Origin of the sequence: Bogoriella caseilytica (assembly GCF_003752405.1) — a bacterium.
Taxonomy (GTDB): domain Bacteria; phylum Actinomycetota; class Actinomycetes; order Actinomycetales; family Actinomycetaceae; genus Allobogoriella; species Allobogoriella caseilytica.
On record NZ_RKHK01000001.1, the window covers coordinates 1,486,124 to 1,503,215 of the forward strand.

General features: G+C 71.0%; 19 protein-coding genes. 11 read left to right on the top strand and 8 right to left on the bottom strand.

Translation table 11 applies throughout. The features are described from left to right. Position 1: 1 nt before the first annotated feature. From EDD31_RS06630 to EDD31_RS06665, 8 genes are all read left to right on the top strand, one after another. Positions 2–286, top strand: coding sequence for a monovalent cation/H(+) antiporter subunit G (locus EDD31_RS06630; protein ID WP_123305233.1), 285 nt, complete (start codon positions 2–4; stop codon positions 284–286). Beyond that, the gene (locus EDD31_RS06635) at positions 283–1,269 is read left to right on the top strand and encodes an MnhB domain-containing protein (RefSeq protein ID WP_148058885.1); all 987 of its coding nucleotides are present in this window, start codon (positions 283–285) and stop codon (positions 1,267–1,269) included. The genes EDD31_RS06630 and EDD31_RS06635 overlap by 4 nt, the downstream gene beginning before the upstream one ends. After that, a complete protein-coding gene (locus tag EDD31_RS06640) occupies positions 1,266–1,673 on the top strand; it encodes an NADH-quinone oxidoreductase subunit K (protein WP_123303462.1) in 408 nt (135 codons plus the stop codon). Before EDD31_RS06635 ends, EDD31_RS06640 begins: the two co-directional genes overlap by 4 nt. After that, on the top strand, positions 1,670–3,298 hold the full coding sequence (locus EDD31_RS06645) for a complex I subunit 5 family protein (RefSeq protein ID WP_123303463.1): 1,629 nt from the start codon (positions 1,670–1,672) through the stop codon (positions 3,296–3,298). Before EDD31_RS06640 ends, EDD31_RS06645 begins: the two co-directional genes overlap by 4 nt. Beyond that, on the top strand, positions 3,295–4,812 hold the full coding sequence (locus tag EDD31_RS06650; RefSeq protein WP_245990977.1) for a complex I subunit 5 family protein: 1,518 nt from the start codon (positions 3,295–3,297) through the stop codon (positions 4,810–4,812). The genes EDD31_RS06645 and EDD31_RS06650 overlap by 4 nt, the downstream gene beginning before the upstream one ends. After that, a complete protein-coding gene (locus tag EDD31_RS06655; RefSeq protein WP_211336076.1) occupies positions 4,809–6,632 on the top strand; it encodes a complex I subunit 5 family protein in 1,824 nt (607 codons plus the stop codon). Before EDD31_RS06650 ends, EDD31_RS06655 begins: the two co-directional genes overlap by 4 nt. Continuing rightward, positions 6,629–7,243 carry a Na+/H+ antiporter subunit E gene (locus EDD31_RS06660; protein WP_148058886.1) on the top strand — a complete coding sequence of 205 codons (615 nt, stop codon included), beginning with the start codon at positions 6,629–6,631 and terminating at the stop codon, positions 7,241–7,243. The genes EDD31_RS06655 and EDD31_RS06660 overlap by 4 nt, the downstream gene beginning before the upstream one ends. 61 nt (positions 7,244–7,304) lie before the next feature. Then, positions 7,305–8,030 (top strand): MerR family transcriptional regulator, encoded by a 726-nt coding sequence (locus EDD31_RS06665; RefSeq protein ID WP_123303465.1) that lies wholly within the window; start codon positions 7,305–7,307, stop codon positions 8,028–8,030. A gap of 141 nt (positions 8,031–8,171) precedes the next feature. On the opposite strand, the gene EDD31_RS06670 is transcribed toward EDD31_RS06665, so the two are convergent. Beyond that, positions 8,172–9,767, bottom strand: a complete 1,596-nt coding sequence (locus EDD31_RS06670; protein WP_123303466.1) for a peptide chain release factor 3 — start codon at positions 9,765–9,767, stop codon at positions 8,172–8,174. Positions 9,768–10,030: 263 nt separating this feature from the next. On the opposite strand from EDD31_RS06670, the gene EDD31_RS06675 reads away from it, so the two are divergent. After that, complete coding sequence (locus EDD31_RS06675; protein ID WP_123303467.1) at positions 10,031–10,432, top strand: MerR family transcriptional regulator; 402 nt, start codon at positions 10,031–10,033, stop codon at positions 10,430–10,432. A 38-nt stretch (positions 10,433–10,470) separates the two neighbouring features. Here the strand turns inward: EDD31_RS06675 and EDD31_RS06680 are convergent, their stop codons facing one another. The 3 genes from EDD31_RS06680 to EDD31_RS06690 are packed head-to-tail and all read right to left on the bottom strand — an operon-like array spanning position 10,471 to position 12,122. Beyond that, positions 10,471–10,869 (bottom strand): hypothetical protein, encoded by a 399-nt coding sequence (locus EDD31_RS06680; RefSeq protein ID WP_148058887.1) that lies wholly within the window; start codon positions 10,867–10,869, stop codon positions 10,471–10,473. Continuing rightward, complete coding sequence (locus tag EDD31_RS06685; protein WP_245990979.1) at positions 10,866–11,297, bottom strand: RidA family protein; 432 nt, start codon at positions 11,295–11,297, stop codon at positions 10,866–10,868. Before EDD31_RS06685 ends, EDD31_RS06680 begins: the two co-directional genes overlap by 4 nt. Positions 11,298–11,357: 60 nt before the next feature. Next, complete coding sequence (locus EDD31_RS06690; RefSeq protein WP_245990982.1) at positions 11,358–12,122, bottom strand: formylglycine-generating enzyme family protein; 765 nt, start codon at positions 12,120–12,122, stop codon at positions 11,358–11,360. Positions 12,123–12,421: 299 nt separating this feature from the next. On the opposite strand from EDD31_RS06690, the gene EDD31_RS06695 reads away from it, so the two are divergent. Further along, positions 12,422–12,826 (top strand): YciI family protein, encoded by a 405-nt coding sequence (locus tag EDD31_RS06695; RefSeq protein WP_123303469.1) that lies wholly within the window; start codon positions 12,422–12,424, stop codon positions 12,824–12,826. Next, on the top strand, positions 12,823–13,980 hold the full coding sequence (locus EDD31_RS06700; protein ID WP_123303470.1) for an RNA polymerase sigma factor: 1,158 nt from the start codon (positions 12,823–12,825) through the stop codon (positions 13,978–13,980). The genes EDD31_RS06695 and EDD31_RS06700 overlap by 4 nt, the downstream gene beginning before the upstream one ends. A 33-nt stretch (positions 13,981–14,013) precedes the next feature. Here the strand turns inward: EDD31_RS06700 and EDD31_RS06705 are convergent, their stop codons facing one another. From EDD31_RS06705 to EDD31_RS14625, 4 genes are all read right to left on the bottom strand, one after another. After that, the gene (locus EDD31_RS06705) at positions 14,014–14,619 is read right to left on the bottom strand and encodes a class I SAM-dependent methyltransferase (RefSeq protein ID WP_245990985.1); all 606 of its coding nucleotides are present in this window, start codon (positions 14,617–14,619) and stop codon (positions 14,014–14,016) included. A 7-nt stretch (positions 14,620–14,626) separates the two neighbouring features. Further along, positions 14,627–14,992: a TraR/DksA family transcriptional regulator gene (locus EDD31_RS06710; RefSeq protein WP_123303471.1), complete on the bottom strand. Its 366-nt coding sequence runs from the start codon at positions 14,990–14,992 to the stop codon at positions 14,627–14,629. 26 nt (positions 14,993–15,018) lie between these two features. Continuing rightward, positions 15,019–15,582: a pyridoxine/pyridoxamine 5'-phosphate oxidase gene (locus EDD31_RS06715; protein WP_123303472.1), complete on the bottom strand. Its 564-nt coding sequence runs from the start codon at positions 15,580–15,582 to the stop codon at positions 15,019–15,021. A 90-nt stretch (positions 15,583–15,672) separates the two neighbouring features. Continuing rightward, a complete protein-coding gene (locus EDD31_RS14625; RefSeq protein ID WP_148058888.1) occupies positions 15,673–16,128 on the bottom strand; it encodes a hypothetical protein in 456 nt (151 codons plus the stop codon). Positions 16,129–17,092 lie beyond the last annotated feature (964 nt).

A 17,092-nucleotide genomic window follows, 5' to 3' on the forward strand; every position in this document is an offset into this window, starting at 1 on the left:
CGTGCTTCTCGACCTCGCCACCGCCGTGCTGGTGCTCGCCGGCGCCTTCTTCTTCACGGCCGGAACAGCCGGGTTGATCCGCTTCCCCGGGGTGCGCAACAAGCTGCACGCCCTGACTAAGGCGGACAATCTCGGGCTCGGCCTGGTGCTGGCCGGGGTGGCACTCCACCTCGGCAGCTGGGCTTGGGCCGGGCTGCTGCTCCTGACCTGGCTGCTGGCGCTCGGAGCCGCGGCGGCCTCGGCGCATCTGCTCGGTGGCCTCGACGCCCAGGACGCGCCCCGGTGATCCCCGCTCTCGATCCGGCCCACGCGCCGGAAGCCCTCGACGTCGCCCTCGGCCTGGCCCTGTGCGTGACGGCCGCGCTCGCGCTGATCCCGCGGTCACGCCTGGCCCAGTCCATGGCCTTCCTCGGCCTGGGTGTGCTGATGACCCTGACTTGGCTGCGGCTCGGCAGCGTGGATGTGGCCCTGGCCGAGGCTGCGCTCGGCACGGGGCTGTTGAGCGCGCTTCTGGTGTGGTTGGCCGCCCGCGGGCGGCCGCGGCCCGGGCCGGACGCCGCACCAACCGCAGCCGCTTCCGAGGCCGGCGGGCCTCGGCGTTTCCTGGTGCCGGCGCTCGGCGTCCTCGCAGGCGCGGTGGCGGCTCTGATCGTGCTGGGCGTGTGGTCGCGCGCCGAACTCCTCCCGCCGCAGTGGGGAGAGCCGCTCGCCGAGCAGATGGACGGCACCGGCGTCACCCACGAGATCACCGGGGTATTGCTGTCCTTCCGCGCCTACGACACCCTGCTGGAATCAGCGGTGCTGATGTTCGCCGCCGTCGCCGTGCTCGCCCTGGGCCGCGACGACGGATTCCATGCGCTGCGGGTCAGCGCGCCGGCCATGCCGAGCACTTTGCGCTGGCTGGTGCGGGCCACCGCTCCGGTGTTGCTTCTGCTCGCTTTCTGGCTGCTGGTGGCCGGCAGCTCCCAGCCGGGCGGGGCCTTTCAATCCGGCGCCGTGCTGGCGGGCCTGCTCATCCTATTGCGGGTCGCGCAGGTGCCGGTCAACCGCAGGGTCATCCGGGCGCTGCCGGCGCTGCTGGTGGCGGGGGTGATTGCTTTCCTCGCCGCCGGCCTGCTCGGCCCGGCCATGGGCCAGGCCTGGCTCGCCTGGGATCCGGCCTGGGCCTTCGCCGCGGTCTTCAGCATCGAAGTGTTGCTGACCTGCGGGATCGCCGCGGCCCTGTCGCTGCTCTATCTCGCCCTGGAGAACCCGGTGGGTGCGCGGTGACGGGCGCCGCAGCCGCCGCCGGCTGGTACCTCGCCATCGGGGTGGTGATCGCGCTCGCGGGCCTGGTGCGCTTGCTCCTCGGGCGGGATCTGGTGGCCCGGCTCATCGCCCTGAACGTCACCGGTATCGGTTCACTGATCATCCTGCTGGCCCTCGGAGCCCGCGAGGAGCCGACCGACCCGGTGCTCTCCGCGCTGGTGATCACCGGGCTGGTCATCACGGTGGCCTTTACCGGCCTCGGAGCGGTGCTGATCCGCCGCATCGAGGGTGAGGAGGACGCCGAGGCCGGCGCCACCGAGGCGGCCGAAGTCGAGAGCGCACCGCCAGCGCACACCCCGCCGGACAGCGCCCCGGCGGAGCGCGCGCGGCCGGAGCGCCGTCCGCGAGAGCAGGAACCGTCATGACCCTCGCGCAGTTCACCCTCGGCGCCCTGCCCCTCGGTCCGCTGCTCGCTGCGGCGATCTCGGTGCTGCTCGCGCCTCGGGCGCGCCGGGTACTCGGCCTGATGACCGCCGCCGGCGTGCTGGTGCTGGCCGGCTACCTCACCGTGATCGTGGCCGGAGGCGAGGCCGTCGCACTCCCCCTGGGCGGTTTCCTGCCACCGCTCGGCATCGTGATCCGGGCCGATGGGCTCTCGGTGCTCTTCCTGTGCCTGGCCGCGCTGGTGGGCGCCGCGGTGACGGTCTACGCCGCCGCCCTTCCGCAGACCACCGGAGAACGGCTCCGCACCCCGGCCGCCTCCAGCGGAGAGGCGCCCGCGCCGCGCTGGCAGCCTGGGCACCCCGCCTTCTGGCCACTCTGGCTGGGCTGCTGGGCCGGCCTGAACGGCGTCTTCGTGGCCGGGGATCTGTTCAACACCTACGTGGCCCTCGAGCTCGTGGGCCTGTGCGCGGTCGCGCTGGTGGCCCTGGGCGGCAGCCGTGCCTGGGCGCCGGCGCTGCGCTACCTCTTCGTCGCGGTGCTCGGATCGCTGCTGTTCCTCATCGCCGTCGGGTTGCTGGTCTCGGTCACCGGCAGTCTGGACTTCGCCCAGGTGGCTGAGCGCCTCGCGCAGAGCCCCGAGACCCACCCCGTGGCGCTGACCGCGCTGGCCCTGGCCACGCTCGGCCTGGCGGTGAAGTTCGCGCTGGTGCCGCTGCACCAGTGGCTGGTGCCCGCCCACGCCGGGGCCGCCAGTGCGATCTCCCCGCTGCTCTCCGCGCTGGTGATCAAGGCCGCGCTGTTCGTGCTGCTGCGCTGCTGGCTCTGGGTGGTGGGCCCGGGCGTCACCGACAGCGTGCCCGACGGCGCGACGTCTGCGTCCCTCGATGCCCTGGGCCTCATGGCGTGGATCCCGGCTCTGATGGGTGCGGCGGCGGTGGTGCTCGGTTCCGTCATGGCCCTGCGCCAGGATCGCCTGAAGCCGCTGGTGGCCTACTCCACGGTGGCGCAGGCAGGCTACTGGACGCTGCTGTTCCCCGTGGTGCTGGGCCCCGGTGCGGATCTCGGCGACGACGGCTGGGCGGCGGGCCAGCTGGCCGACCAGGACGTCTTCGCCGCGGCACTGGGGGGCACGGTGGCGCTGGCCATCGGGCACGGCCTGGCCAAGGGCGCGATGTTCCTGGTGGCCGGCACCTTCAAGGAGCTCTACGGCACCGACGAGATCTCCCGGCTGCGCAGCGTGGCCCGGGAGCACCCCCTGCTGGTGATGACCGCGGGACTCGCGGCCGTCGGCCTGGCCGGCCTGCCGATCTCGCTCGGCTTCACCGGCAAGTGGGAGCTCGCCACCGCCGCGGTGGCGGCCGGGCATCACTGGATCCTCGCGGTCCTGGTGATCGGCACCCTGCTCAGCGCCGCCTACCTGCTGCGGATGATCGCGCCGCTCCTGGTGGAATCCGTGGACGAGGAACGGATCGAGCCGCCGGCCCGCCGGCTTCCGTCCCTCCCGCTGGCGGCCCGCGTCGCGCCCTTCACGCTCGGTGCCCTCACCGTCGCCACCGGCTTCCTCGGAGTGTGGATGGCGCGACTGCTGGAGGTGGGCGCACCGTGAGCGAGCTTTTCGCCCTGGCCGGCCCGGTGCTCCTCCCGGGCCTGATCCTGCTCTCCCTGGCCACCGCTCTGGTCATCTTCCCCATGGCCGAGGGCCGGGTACGGCTGCGCTCCACGGTGAACATCGTGGCCGCCGTGGCCAAGGTGGTGCTCATCGGGCTCCTGGTGCCGGTGGTGGTCACCGAAGGTCTGCGGCCAGAGTTCGCGGTGCCGTTCCTGCCCGGGGTGGACCTGGTGCTCCGCGCCGACCCGCTCGCGCTGTTCGTGGCCGGGCTCTCGGCGGTGCTGTGGCTGCTCACCACCATCTACGCCATCGGCTACCTCGAGGACCGGCCCCACCGCAGCCGCTTCTTCGGCTTCTTCAGCCTCTGCGTCATGGCCACGGTCGGGATCGCCTTCGCCGGGAACCTCGTCACCTTCCTGGTGTTCTACGAACTCCTCACCCTGGTCACCTATCCGCTGGTGGCGCACTGGGGCACCCCGCAGTCGCTGCGGGCGGCCCGCTCCTACATGCGCTACGCGATGACGGGCGGCCTGGCGGTCCTCATCGGCGTCGTCACCCTCACCATGGTCGCCGGGCCGGTGGACTTCGCCGAGGGCGGTGCGGCGGGGGTGGCCGAGCTGGCCGGCGACACCCCCGAGCTGGCGATCGCGATATTCGTGCTCATCGTGGGCGGCATGGGGGTCAAGGCAGCGCTGGTGCCGCTGCACGGCTGGCTACCCGCGGCCATGGTGGCACCCGCCCCGGTCTCCGCGCTGCTGCACGCGGTGGCCGTGGTCAAGGCCGGCGTCTTCGGGATCGTGCGGACCGTGGACGACGTCTACGGCATCGACGTCGCCAGCGAGCTCGGAGTCCTGCCACCGCTGCTGGCCGCGGCGGCCTTCACCATCATCTACGGCTCCTACCAGGCACTGCGGCAGACGGACCTGAAGAAACGTCTCGCCTACTCCACCGTCTCCCAGGTCTCCTACGTCACGCTCGGCATCGCCACGGCCAACGTGCTCGCCACCACCGGCGGCGTGGTGCACCTGGTGCATCAGGGGATCATGAAGATCACGCTCTTCTTCTGTGCCGGGCTCTTCGCCGAAGTGCTCAGGGCCCACACGGTTCAGGATCTGCGCGGCGCCGGCCGGCGGATGCCCTGGACCTCCGCGGCCTTCACCATCGGCGCCTTCGGCATGATCGGATTGCCCCCCACCGCGGGCTTCATCTCCAAGTGGCAGCTCGCCCAGGGGGCCATGGGCACCGAGCACACCTGGGTGCTGGCGATCCTGATCGGTTCGTCCGTGCTCAACGCCGCCTACTTCCTGCCCGTGGTCTACCGGCTCTGGTGGTCGGATGCCACCGAGGTGCCGGAGGGGATCGCGGCCACCGGCGTGCTCCGGGAGCCGCGCAGCCTGTTGCTGCCGGCGCTGGTCACGGCCGGCTTCACCCTCGCCCTGGGCATCGGGGCCTCGCTGTCCTTCGCGCCGCTGGGTATGGCGCAGCTGATCGCCGAGGGGGTGTTCCGATGATCACCGCCCTCGCCCTCCTGCTGCCCCTCAGCGTGGTCACGGTGATCGCCGTGGCCGGGATGTTCCCCGCCCAGGCGCGCCATCGCGTGCGCCGCAGCGCCGCCATCTTCGCGCCGCTGGCCGTGCTCCCGGCCGCCGCGCTGAGCTTCACCGAGCCCGGGTCGCGGGCCGCCGGACTCGAGGTCGAATGGCTGCTGCTGGGATCGTCCTTCGCACTCGACGAGCTCGCCCGGCCCCTGGTCCTCATTGCAGCGCTGCTCTACGGCGCCGCCCTGATGAGCATCTCCTGGCTGAAGCTGCGCGACGCCGAGCGCGGCTCCGGCACCCTCTCGGCCTTCCTGCTCGTCTGCTTCACCGGCAACATCGGCACCTACCTGGCCGCCGACGTGGTCAGCTTCTACCTGTTCTTCACGCTGATGAGCTTCTCAGCGGCCGGCCTGGTGATGCACTACCGCACCGCGGCCGCCCGCCGGGCCACCCGGATCTACCTGGTCATGTCGGTGCTGGCCGAGACCGCGATCCTCGCCGGCCTGCTCATGCTCGCCTCGCAGATGACCACGCTCGCCCTGGGGGACGTGCCCGCTGCCGTGGCCGGATCACCCCACCGCGGGCTGATCATCGCGCTGCTACTCGCCGGCTTCGCCGTCAAGGCCGGCACCATGCCCCTGCACGTGTGGTTGCCGCTGGCCCATCCCGCGGCACCGCCGGCCGCCTCCGCGGTGCTTTCCGGTGCGATGGTGAAGACCGGCCTGGTGGGCTGGCTCCGCTTCCTGGACGGCGGAGACACCGAGCCGGTGACGGCGGTGACGGCGGTGACGGTGGCCGGCTGGGTGCTGCTGATCTCGGCGCTGGCCGGCGCCTTCCTCGCCGTGGCGCTTGGCGTGCTGCAGCAGGATCCCAAGGTGGTGCTCGCCTACTCCACGATCTCCCAGATGGGCTTCATCGCCGCCGTGGTCTCGGTGGGGCTGATCGAGCCGCGTTACGCCGAGGTCACCACCGCGGCGGCCGTGATCTACGCGGTGCACCACGGCCTGGCCAAAGGAGCGCTCTTCCTCGGCGTGCCGGTGGCCAAGCACTACGGCCGCGGCGCCACCGGGGTGCTGGTGGCGATCGGCGTGAGCGGGGCGGCGCTCGCGGTGGCGGGCGCGCCGCTGACCTCGGGCGCCTTCAGCAAGTACGTCTCCAAGGAGGCCGTGGAGGCGGTCTCGGTGCTGGGCGTGGGCCTCGATGCGGTGCTGCCCTTCGTGGCCACCGGCTCCACCGCGCTGCTGCTGCGCTTCGGCTGGGTGCTCTGGCGCGCCGAGCGCGAGCCGCGTCGCGGCGTCGACGGCGAACTGCTCTCCTGGCTGCTGGTGGTGGCCGCCGGCATCGCCGTGCCCTGGTGGATCGGGGTGCAGTGGATGCCGCTGGGCACACCCGACTGGGATGCGGGGGTGCTCTGGGACGCGATCTGGCCGATCCTGCTGGGAGCGGGCCTGGGCGCGCTCGCGGTGCTGCTGGTGCGCCGTGGCACGCTGCCCGATGCGGTGGCCCAGGCCGATGGCACGGTGATCCAGCCCGGCGACCTGGTGGTGGCCGAGGAAGGGGCACTGCGCTGGGTGAGCCGGACAGCGGGCCGCGGCCTGGACACCGCACACCGGTTGGCGGGGGCGAGCGTGGCGGCGCCGGCGCGGTGGCTCACCCGCGCCGCCGAGACGTTCCGCCGGGCCGCGGGCGCCGCGGACCGGCGGCTCGTGCCCTGGGAGGCCTCCGGAGCGGTGCTGCTGGTGATCCTGGCAGTGGCGCTCGCCGCCGGAGTGCTGGGACGGTGGCTGACATGACGCGCTGGATCGCCGCAACGGCGGCCCGGGCACTGGTGCTCGGCGTGCTCTGGGTCGTCCTCGCCGGCTGGGACGCGGACTACGCGCTGTACGGGGTGGTCGGTGTCGGCCTCGCCACCGCGTGCAGCCTGGCGCTGCTGCCACCGCGGGGCCAGGTGCGGGTGGCGACGTGGCCGAGGAGGGCGTGGCACACCGTGGTGCTCCTCGCGTGGTTCGCAGGGAAGTCGGCGGCCGGTGGTGCCGACGTCGCGGCGCGGGCGCTGCGGCGGCCGGTCGCCGTCGACCCGGCGGTGGTGCGCGCCCCGGTGCGGCTGCCCGAGGGCCACGCCCGGCAACTCGCGCTGCTCATGATGAACCTGATGCCCGGGTCCATGGTGCAGCGGGTGCTCCCGGGCGAGGGGGAGATGGGCGCTGGGGCGGAGGGCGGCGCCGAGGGTGTCGCCGCGCCGGAGAACGCGGTGGTCGGGCCCGACCGCGCCGCGGGCCCGACCGTGGAGCTGCACACCCTCGCGGTGAGCCTGAAACCGGCCGAGCAGTGGGAGCAACTCCAGCGCCGCGTGGGCGCCGCCCTGGGTGAGGAGCTCGCAGGGCTTGAACCTCACGCGACGTGAGGTCTTAGCGTCGTCCAGGCCGGCGCATCGGGCGCCGGTGAAGTCGGAAGAGGAGTCAGGCGTGGACGAGGAACGAGCATGGAAGGTCGGTGAGCTCGCCCGGGCCACCGGCCTGACGGTGCGCACCCTGCACCACTGGGACGAGCTCGGCCTCGTGGTGCCGTCCAGGCGCACGTCCTCCGGTCACCGGGTCTACTCGGGGGCCGAGGTCGAGCGGGTGTATCAGGTACTCGCCCTGCGGCGCCTGGGCGTTCCGCTGGCCACCATCGGTTCGCTGTTGGAGGGATCGCAGGACGTGGGTGAGGTGCTCGCGCAGCACCTGCGCCTGGTCGAGGAGCAGATGCTCGCGCTGCGGCGGCTGCGCTCCGGCCTGGCCTCCGCCCTGAAGACGGCGGCCGATGGCTCCCCGGCCGACTTCGTGAACCTCATCAGAAAGGTGATCGTCGTGGACGAGATCGTGGAGAAGTACTTCAGCCCGGAACAGCTCGCCACCCTGGCCGAGCGCAAGGACAGCGAGGGTGAGCACATCGCCGAGGTGGAGGCCGCCTGGCCCGACCTCATCGCCCGCGTGCAGGCCGCCGTGGACGATGGCGTGGACCCCACCAGCGAGCAGGGCCGGGCACTGGCCCGCGAGTGGGGCGCGCTGCTGCATGCCTTCCATCAGGGCGATGAGCAGATGCGCGAGTCGCTGTTCACCATGCAGCAGGAGAACGCCGAGCAGATCCGCCGCGATCACGGCGGGCCCAGCCCGGAGATGATCGACTTCATCACCCGCGCGAGCGCGTAGCGTCCGCAGGCCACGCGCCAACGGGTAGAGAATCTGGCGCTCAGCGCCACTTTCTCTACCCCATGAGGCCGTGGCCGACCGGCGAGGGAAGGGTGGGTCGAGCCAGGGGAGCGCCAGCGCACCCGGCTGCACCTGCCGGCGTCAGGCCGCGATCAGCGCCTCGAGCGTGAGATCGGGGTGGTTGCGCTGCACGGCGCGCATCCGCCACTGGTCTGCGAACAAGGCCAGCAGCTCGCCGTCGGTGCGGTGCAGCACCTCGACGCCGCGCTCATTGGCCAGCACCTGGGCTGATTCGGCGTCGGTGCGGCGGGCGAGGGTGTAGCCGAGGGTCTCCAACCGCACCGGTGAACTGAACTCGTCGGCCATCCGGTGCTCGGCCACCTCGAACTGCATGGGCCCCACGGCCGCCAGCACCGGGGCCTGGTCACCGCGCAGGTTCGAGCGCAGTACCTGCACCACGCCCTCGGCCTCCAGCTGCGTGATGCCCTTGCGGAACTGCTTGTACCGGCCGATGTCGACGGCGCGGGCCACGGCGAAGTGCTCGGGCGCGAAGGTGGGCAGCGGCGGGAACTCCACCGGCTCGCCGGTGTAGATCGTGTCACCGATGGACAGGGCCGCGGCGTTGACCAGCCCGACGACGTCGCCAGGGTAGGCGGTGTCGACGCCGTCGCGCCCTTGACCGAAGGCCTGCTGGGCGTACTTGGTGGCGAAGGGCCGCCCGGTCCGGGCGGTGGTGACGACCATGCCGCGCTCGAAAACCCCGGAGCACACCCGCACGAAAGCCACGCGGTCGCGGTGCGCGGTGTTCATGCCGGTCTGCAGCTTGAAGACCATGGCGCTGAACGGTGCCTCCACCGGCCGCGGGTTCCCGGCGTGGTCCGGGCGTGGGGTGGCCGGTGGGGCGAGCTCGACCAGGGTGTCCAGCAGGCGCCGGACGCCGAAGTTCTTCACCGCGGCGGCGAAGAGCACCGGGGTGGAGACCCCGGCCAGGAAGGTCTCCTGCTCGTGCTGCGCGCCGGAGGCCTCGAGGAGTTCGGACTCCTCCTGGGCGGTGATCCAGGCCTCGCCCTCACGCGCCGCGGCTTGCTCGGCATCCATGTGCTCCTCCGGGGCGATCTGCGCGCCGCCGGCGGTGGCGGTGAAGGCGTCGTAGGAGCCTTCGCTGCGATCGATGACGCCGCGGAAGTCCCCGGCGATCCCCACCGGCCAAGTCAGCGGCGTCGGCGTCAAGCCGGTGCGCTCGGTGATCTCGTCCATGAGTTCCAGCGGGTCACGCCCGGGCCGGTCCCATTTGTTGATCACCGTGATGATCGGGATCCCGCGGTGCTTACACACTGCGAAGAGCTTCATGGTCTGGGCCTCGAGGCCCTTGGCAGCATCGACCAGCATGATGGCTGCGTCCACCGCGGCGAGCACCCGGTAGGTGTCCTCGGAGAAGTCCGCGTGACCGGGGGTGTCCACCAGGTTGAGCACGGTGTCGCGGTAGGTGAGCTGGAGGGAGGCCGAGCTGATCGAGATGCCGCGGGCCTGCTCCATGGACATCCAGTCCGAGACCGTGTGGCGCCGGCCCGCCTTGCCGTTGATGTGGCCCGCCTCGGTGATCGCCTGCGCGTGCAGGGCCAGCGCCTCGGTCAGGGTCGACTTCCCGGCGTCGGGGTGGGAGATGACCGCGAAGGTGCGGCGTCGCCGCGCCTGGGTCGCTGCCTCGGTGTCTGTTGCTGGTCCATTCGGACGCACTGGCTTGGTCCTTCGTGAGTACTTGTGTTCCACGGCATGCCACGCGGCGGCGGCGTGCTCGAGGGGGAACGGCGCGCCGCGGCGGTGGCGCCGTGCGGTGACCTCATCGTCTCAGGTCACCGCGTTGGGCGTGTCACGCGGCGCATTCGCCAAGGGGTGGGCCCAGGAAGACGTGCGGCAGGTATCGACGCAGCCGAGCACCGACGGCGACTCTACCCTTACGTCAACGGCGAGTTGAGCATGAAACCAGGCACAATGGCCGGATGAAACGTGCCGGATCCGCCCCCGAACAGAGCACGATGCACATCGGTGCCGTCGCCGAGCGTGCCGGGATGTCACTGCGGAGCCTGCGCCACTACGACGAGGTCGGCCTGCTCACCCCCTCAGGGCGCAGCGCAGGTGGCTTCCGGCTCTATACCGACGACGACGTCGAGCGCCTGATGCTGATCCGGCGGATGAAGCCGCTCGGGTTCTCGTTGGATGCGATGCGCGAGCTGCTGGAGCTCACCGATCACCTGGCGAGCGGCTCCGATACCGAGGCGCAGCGACGGCTCGAGGAGTTCATCGCTGACGCCGAATCGCGGCGTGAGGAGCTGGCCCGCACCCTGGAGATGGCCGACGAGTTCATCGAACGTCTCCATGGGCAAAGCGCTCAGCGCAGCTGAGCTGACGGCCGGCAGAGCACTCAGCGCAGCTGAACTAGTCAGGTGCCCTCAGGCGCGAAGGCGGCCAGCATGCCGGGATCGCCCGGTTGATCGCAGCTGAGGCGGAGACTGGTGGCCGACTCGATCTCTGCGGCAGCGAAGGCGAAGACGGTCACGCCGCCCTGCCCGGGAACGTTCAGACCGGAGCCCGTGTGCTGCATCGGCTCGCCGTCGACCTCGCACAGCTCCGGCTCGACATCATCCTGTGCTCGCCGTGGGGCAAGCGCGTACAGCGTGCCCGGCCCATCGGCGGTGATCTCGAGCGCAGACCCGTCGGCGGCGAGCTCGTAGAAGTCCATCGCCTCGATACGTGCCAACGCCTCATCGGCTGAGGGCGCAAAGTCGCAAGCGCCCAGCCCGAGCAGCAGCGCTCCGGCAGCCACAAGGAGGAACCTCACGGGCCGCTCGCGCCGATGGCGGCCACGGCCTCGATCTCGACGAGCTGGTCGTCGTAGCCCAACGCCGCCACGCCCAGGAGAGTGCTGGGCGGGCGATGCGGGGCGAGCCCATCGCGAATGACCTCCCAGGCTGCTACCAGATCGGCCTGATCTGCCGAGGCCACGTACACGGTGGTCTTCACCAGATCGGTGATCGAGGCGCCGGCGGCGGCGAGCGACTGCTCCAGGTTCGCCACGCACACAGCCGCCTGCCCGCGGACGTCCCCGATCGGCGTCGTCGATCCGTCGGCGGCCAGGGGGCACGCCCCGGCGAGGTGGATCAGGGTGGCGCCCCCGCGGGTGATCGCGGCGTAGGCGTACTCGGCGACGTCGGACAGGGGCGGTCGGGTATCGACGGCGGTCTCGGAGGCCTCGAGGAATCTGGTCACCGGGCCAGGTTAACCGCGAGGCTGGCGCACTGATCGCGCCACCGCGCCGATGCTCTTCGGCTACTCCAGCGGCGTCCATCCCGCGGGGCGCGGGCCGGGGCGGTCAGCGCGTTCTCGGTCAGCGCGAGCTGACCACCCCTGTGCTGATTGGCTTCCGGGCTCGCCGACAACGCCGCGTGCTGGCCGGAACCCGACGTCGTCCAGCCTGGTGCCGGGCGTGCTGGCCCGCCGTACCGAGGCCCGGATGCTCCACGGCTTGTCGGCCCACCCCCCGCCACGGAGTACCCGGTAGTCGGCGTACCGGGCGGTATCGGCGTAATCCCAGCACCACTCCCAGATGTTGCCGAGCATGTCGTAGAGCCCGAAAGGGTTCGGCTTCTTGGTGCCCACCGGCTGTGGCCCGTCCACCTCGTCCGCCGCGGCCCAGGCGATGTCCTGCAGGTCACCGTAGGTGGGCCCGGTGGTGGTGGCGCGGCAGGCCCACTCCCACTCGGCCTCCGTGGGGAGCCGGTAGCCCGCGGACTCGACCCGCCACCCTACGGAGTCGCCGTCGAACTCGTAGGCCGGGGGCAGCCCGCGCTGAGCGGAAGCCGCATTGCACCAGTGCGCGGCGTCGAACCAGGAGATCGAATGGGCCGGGCTGCTGGGGGAAACGCCTGGCGGAAGCGGTGCGCCGGTCACTGCCGTGTACTGCGCCCAGGTCACCGGTGTGGCGGCGATGGAGTACTCGGCGAGTTCCACCAGTCGGGTGGTCTGGCGCCGGGCGTCCCGGAGTTCGAGGGAGCCCGCGGGGATGGGCAGGAAGTCGAGGGCGGAGGTCGGCACGGGCTGACCATAGGGAAGATTCGCGTTGGCCGCGGGCGCTCGCCGGGGCCGTCTCACTCGGCAGACTTCTCCGCTGAGCGGTCGGTCGCCTGAGTCCGGCGCGCCGAGGACCGCCAGGCTCCTCCGCCGAACGCGCCAGTTGCTCGCGAGCGCGCCACCCACAGGCGCCTGCCATTGGCGCGCTCGCGAGTAAGTGGAGTGACCGATGCAGAAACAGCGGCGATGTCGAGAGTCCCCGACCGGCTCCGTCTCAGGGGTACGAGCGACACAATGGGTCGCACCCAGGCGAGGAGAACACGATGACGAAGTACCTCTTGCTCAAGCACTACCGCGGCGCGCCGGCAGCAGTGAACGACGTGCCCATGGACCAGTGGACGCCGGAGGAGGTCGATGCGCACGTGCAGTACATGAACGACTTCGCCGCGCGGCTTGAGGAGTCCGGCGAGTACGTGGACAGTCACGCCCTGAGCCCGGACGGCGCATGGGTCCGCTATGACGGCGCTGGGCGACCGCCGGTCACCGACGGGCCCTTCCCGGAGACCAAAGACCTCATCGCGGGATGGATGGTGATCGACGTCGACGACTACCAGCGCGCAGTGGAGCTGGCCGGTGAGCTCTCCGCCGCACCCGGAGCGGGCGGCGAGCCCATCCACGAGTGGCTCGAGGTGCGGCCTTTCCTCGGTGCACCGCCGGCGGTCGAGTGAGCGGCACCTTCGCTGGTGGGGATGAGGCTCTGTTGCGGAGCCTCATCCCCACCACCCTCGCTGCCGTGACCGCGCGCGGTGCGGAGTTCACCGCAGCCGAGGACGCGGTGCAGGACGCACTCGTCGAGGCTCTGCGCAGCTGGCCCGCGGAGCCGCCGCGCGACCCTCAGGGGTGGCTGATCACCGTTGCTTGGCGCCGCTTCCTCGATGCCTCTCGTGCGAGCGCGGCGCGGCATCGGCGTGAGGATCAGGTGGTCCTCGAGCCTCCGCCGGGCCCGGTTGTCGCACGTGACGACACCCTCTGGCTCTACTTCCTCTGCGCGCACCCGGCATTGACGCCGTCCTCGGCGGTGGCGTTGACCTTGCGGGCGGTGGGCGGACTGACCACAGCGCAGATCGCTCGCGCGTACTCGGTGCCTGAGGCGACCATGGCGCAGCGGATCAGCCGCGCCAAGCGGACGGTCTCGGGCCGGCGCCTCGACCAGCCCGGCGACGTCGCCACGGTGCTACGCGTGCTGTACCTGGTATTCAACGAAGGGCACTCCGGGGAGGTGGACCTCGCTGTCGAGGCCGTCCGGCTCGCCCGGCAGCTCGCGGCGGCCATCGACCACCCGGAGGTGCATGGTCTCCTTGCGCTCATGCTGCTTCACCAGGCGCGCCGGGCCGCGCGCTTCACCGCCGGCGGCGCGCTCGTGCCGCTCGCCGAGCAGGACCGGAGCCGGTGGGACACGGCGCTGATCACGGAGGGCGTGGGCCTGCTCCAACGTGCTCTCGCGCGCGGTCGGCTCGGCGAGTTCCAGGCGCAGGCGGCGATCGCTGCGCTGCATGCGGACGCGCCCACCGTGGCGGAGACCGACTGGGTGCAGATTGTCGAGTGGTACGACGAATTGCTCGCGCTCACCGGAAGCGCGGTGGCCAGGCTGAACCGGGCGGTGGCGGTGGGGGAGGCGGATGGCCCGCAGGCCGGCCTGGCGGCGCTCGCGGACGTTGATCCCGCAGTGCCGCGCTACACGGCGGTGCAGGCTTATCTCCACGAACGAGCCGGCGACGGCGCGACGGCGGCTCGCTTGTATGCCGAGGCGGCTCGGCAGGCGCCGAATCTCGCCGAACGCGAGCACCTGCTGCGTCAGGCGGCGCGGCTCAACAGCCGGTGAGTGGCCTCACGGTTCTGCTGCTCCGGGCGCCGCTCAGGCTCGGCGCAGCACCGCGACCAGGAAGCCGGAGCCCTTCTCGAGTGGGCGCAGGTCCCAGGTGGAGAGCAGCAGGTCTGGTTCGAGACCGCCGGCGCGCGCGTCGTCGAGGAAGTCACTGAACTCGTAGCCGCGACCCGCGCCGAAGCCGATCGCGGCGCGTCCCTCGGGCTTGAGGTGAGCGGCCATGCGGCGCAACACCTCGCGGCGGGTGCTGGGCGCGAGGAAGGCCATCACGTTGCCGGCGCACAGGATGGCGTCGAAGCCCTCGGTGATGCCACGGGTGGGGAGGTCGAGCTCGGCCAGGTCGCCCACGAGCCACGTGGGGCCGGGGAAGTCCTCCTCGGCGGCTGCGATGAGCACCGGGTCCACGTCCACGCCGACGACGTCGTGGCCGGCCTGGGCCAGGTAGCCACCGTGGCGGCCGGGCCCGCAGCCGGCGTCGAGGATCCGGGCGCCTCGCGGCACCATCGCATCGATGAAGCGGGCTTCGCCCACGAGGTCGGCGCCGGAGGCCGCCATGGCGCGGAAGCGCTCGATGTACCAGGTGGAGTGATCGGGGTTGGCTGCGGTGATCTTCTGCCAGGCGCTTGCGTCGTTCACCCCACCATCATGCCCGCCTTGGCGCCGCACAGGTGATGCAGGTCCGCGCCGCCGGGCGTGCCAGGAGCCGAGCCGGGGCGATCGAACGACCGCAGCGCTCGCAGGAGCCGTAACCGCCGTCGGCGATCTTCTGCAGCGCCCGGTCCACCTCGACCAGATGGTCACGGGACGAGGCCAACAGGGCACTGATCTGCGAACGTTCGAAGGCGATGGTGGCGCCCTCCGGGTCGTGCTCGTCGTCGGTTGAGCTCAGCCGTGATCCCTCGACGACGGCGGCGAAGTTCCGATCCAGCGAGGCGATGCGCTCCAGAGTGTTCTCCCGGTCGACGGCCAGACGCCTGCGCAGTTCGGCGATGTCGACGGGCTCGGTCATCTCGGTACCTCTCGCTGTCGTTGCTCTTAGTTCGCCCGGGTGGCCTCCACCGTCCAGCCGTCCTCGGTGGGGACGTACACGATCCGGTGGTGGCGGCGATCAAGCGAGGCCTGCCAGAACTCCACGCGGGTGGGCTGCACCCGCCAGAGCGTCCAATCACCCTCAGCCACCGAGGCTTGGGCCTGGGGGCTGCGGGTGCGCAGGTCCGCTTCGCTCTCCTCGCGGCTGGCTTCGATGACGGGCCCACGCACCCGCACGGCGCGCGAGATGGGCTGCCACCACAGGGACAGCGCAGCCGCCGGGGAGGCGGCGAGCTGGGCGCCCTTGCGGCTCGAGGCGGTGGTGGCGAAGGCCCAGCCGGACTCGTCGACGTCCTTGAGGATGAGCACCCGCGCATCGGGAACTCCGGCCTCGTCCGCCGTGGAGAGGGTCATGCTGCGTGGCTCGGGCACCTGGGCCTCGAGCGCCACATCCAACCAGCTCAGGAACAGCTCGACGGGCGAGGCCGGGAGGGCGTCGAGGTCGAGCGACGGGGGCGTGCCGGTGAGCGCCGGGATGGCCTGCAGCTTTGCGCGCGTCTCGGAGGTCATGACCTCATCGAAGCACGGGGGCGGAGCTCGGACACGGCGAGGCCGTCAGCGCCGGAGGGTGTCCTCCACGCTCAGGCACCAGTGTCGAGGTCAGCGACGTCCCGGTGCGTTGGACCGATGGCAATCCGAGGTGGGCGACCGGTTTCGACGCTGCGTGTGGCGGTCTGGTGCGGGGTGTTCCTGCTGGCCTCGGGATGCTCGAGCTCGGTGCCGGTCAGTCTCGATGTAGCGATCGAGGATGCGGAAAGGCTCATCTCTCGCGAGTCCTACCTGGAGGATGTCCTCGTCTACCCGCATGGGGGCCGTGGGGCGGCGGCATTCGAGGTCGCCCCTGCCAACCTGGCGCGGCAAGTGAAGTTCCGATGCCTTAGCGAAGGTGACGTGATTCTTCGGATCGATGGTGAGGAACGGTTCTCCGACTTCTGCTTTGCCGGCACAACTATGGGTAGCGGGCTGGGTGGCGTCGACGGCGAGAACAACCGCCACGGTGACGATGTGACGGTTCTTGTCGAAGTCATCGCGACGGATGGTGTACTGGGTCGCCACTGCCTTCACGGTGGATCCGTGACGTCAGTCGGGCCTGGTGGCAGGACTCTTCGCGGCTCCGTAGCGCGTGGGAGTCATGAAGGTCCGGCGGCGCGCTTACCGGCACATCGAGCAGCAGCGCAGCCTAGTCGACCATGGTCAAGACGAAACCCCGGCGATGTGGCCTGCAGGCCAGGGATCGTTCCGGGGTCTTCGGGTTCCACTGTAGAGGAGACATTCGAAGTGTCAACTCCAACAAGACCGCCAGGTGGGACAGATTGGAGCTACGAGACTCTGCGTGACTGCCTTACCCATGAGCGGCTCGGCTCATATCTCAAAGCGTCTCGGAACGAACTCAGTGAAGCCTTCGCTCTCTACGAGTGGAACATGGAGGCTTCGGCGAGTGTACTGAGCCTCACCTCGATGACGGAGGTCGTGGTGCGCAACGCCCTCGATCGGGAGCTGACTGCTTGGGCAGCGCGTAAGGATGCAGACAGAGAGTGGTTCGACCTCGCGCCGCTGGATTCGCAGGGACGACAAGACCTCGCGAAAGCTCGCGATCGGGCGACGCGCCGAGGCAAGCAGCCGGAGCGACACGGGAAGGTGATCGCCGAGTTGTCATTGGGATTCTGGAGGTTTCTCGTTGAGCAGAGATACTTCACCTCCCTGTGGGTGCCGGCCACTCATGCGTCCTTCCCTGGCGGCCCAGCCGATCTCCGGGCCCGCCAGCGAGCCGTCAAGAATCGTCTTCAACAGCTCACGTTCGTTCGCAATCGGGCGGCGCACCACGAGCCGATCCACCGGCGGGACCTACTGAACGACCTTCGGGCAGCAATCGACCTCGCCGAATGGGCGTGTCCAGATGCGGGCGCCTGGACGCGTGCGACGTCCACACTGGCGGAGGTGGCCCGGAAGAGGCCCGTGACGGCATAGCGGTCGCTCTTCGAACACGACACTACGAAGGACTGGGCCAGAACTCGGTTGT

Excerpts from the sequence above, each read along its gene's own strand:
- EDD31_RS06660 (WP_148058886.1), top strand. The coding sequence starts at position 6,629 with ATGACGCGCTGGATCGCCGCAACGGCGGCCCGGGCACTGGTGCTCGGC.
- EDD31_RS06710 (WP_123303471.1), bottom strand. The coding sequence starts at position 14,992 with ATGACCGAGCCCGTCGACATCGCCGAACTGCGCAGGCGTCTGGCCGTC.
- EDD31_RS06715 (WP_123303472.1), bottom strand. The coding sequence starts at position 15,582 with ATGACCTCCGAGACGCGCGCAAAGCTGCAGGCCATCCCGGCGCTCACC.
- EDD31_RS06675 (WP_123303467.1), top strand. The coding sequence starts at position 10,031 with ATGAAACGTGCCGGATCCGCCCCCGAACAGAGCACGATGCACATCGGT.
- EDD31_RS06645 (WP_123303463.1), top strand. The coding sequence starts at position 1,670 with ATGACCCTCGCGCAGTTCACCCTCGGCGCCCTGCCCCTCGGTCCGCTG.
- EDD31_RS06695 (WP_123303469.1), top strand. The coding sequence starts at position 12,422 with ATGACGAAGTACCTCTTGCTCAAGCACTACCGCGGCGCGCCGGCAGCA.
- EDD31_RS06655 (WP_211336076.1), top strand. The coding sequence starts at position 4,809 with ATGATCACCGCCCTCGCCCTCCTGCTGCCCCTCAGCGTGGTCACGGTG.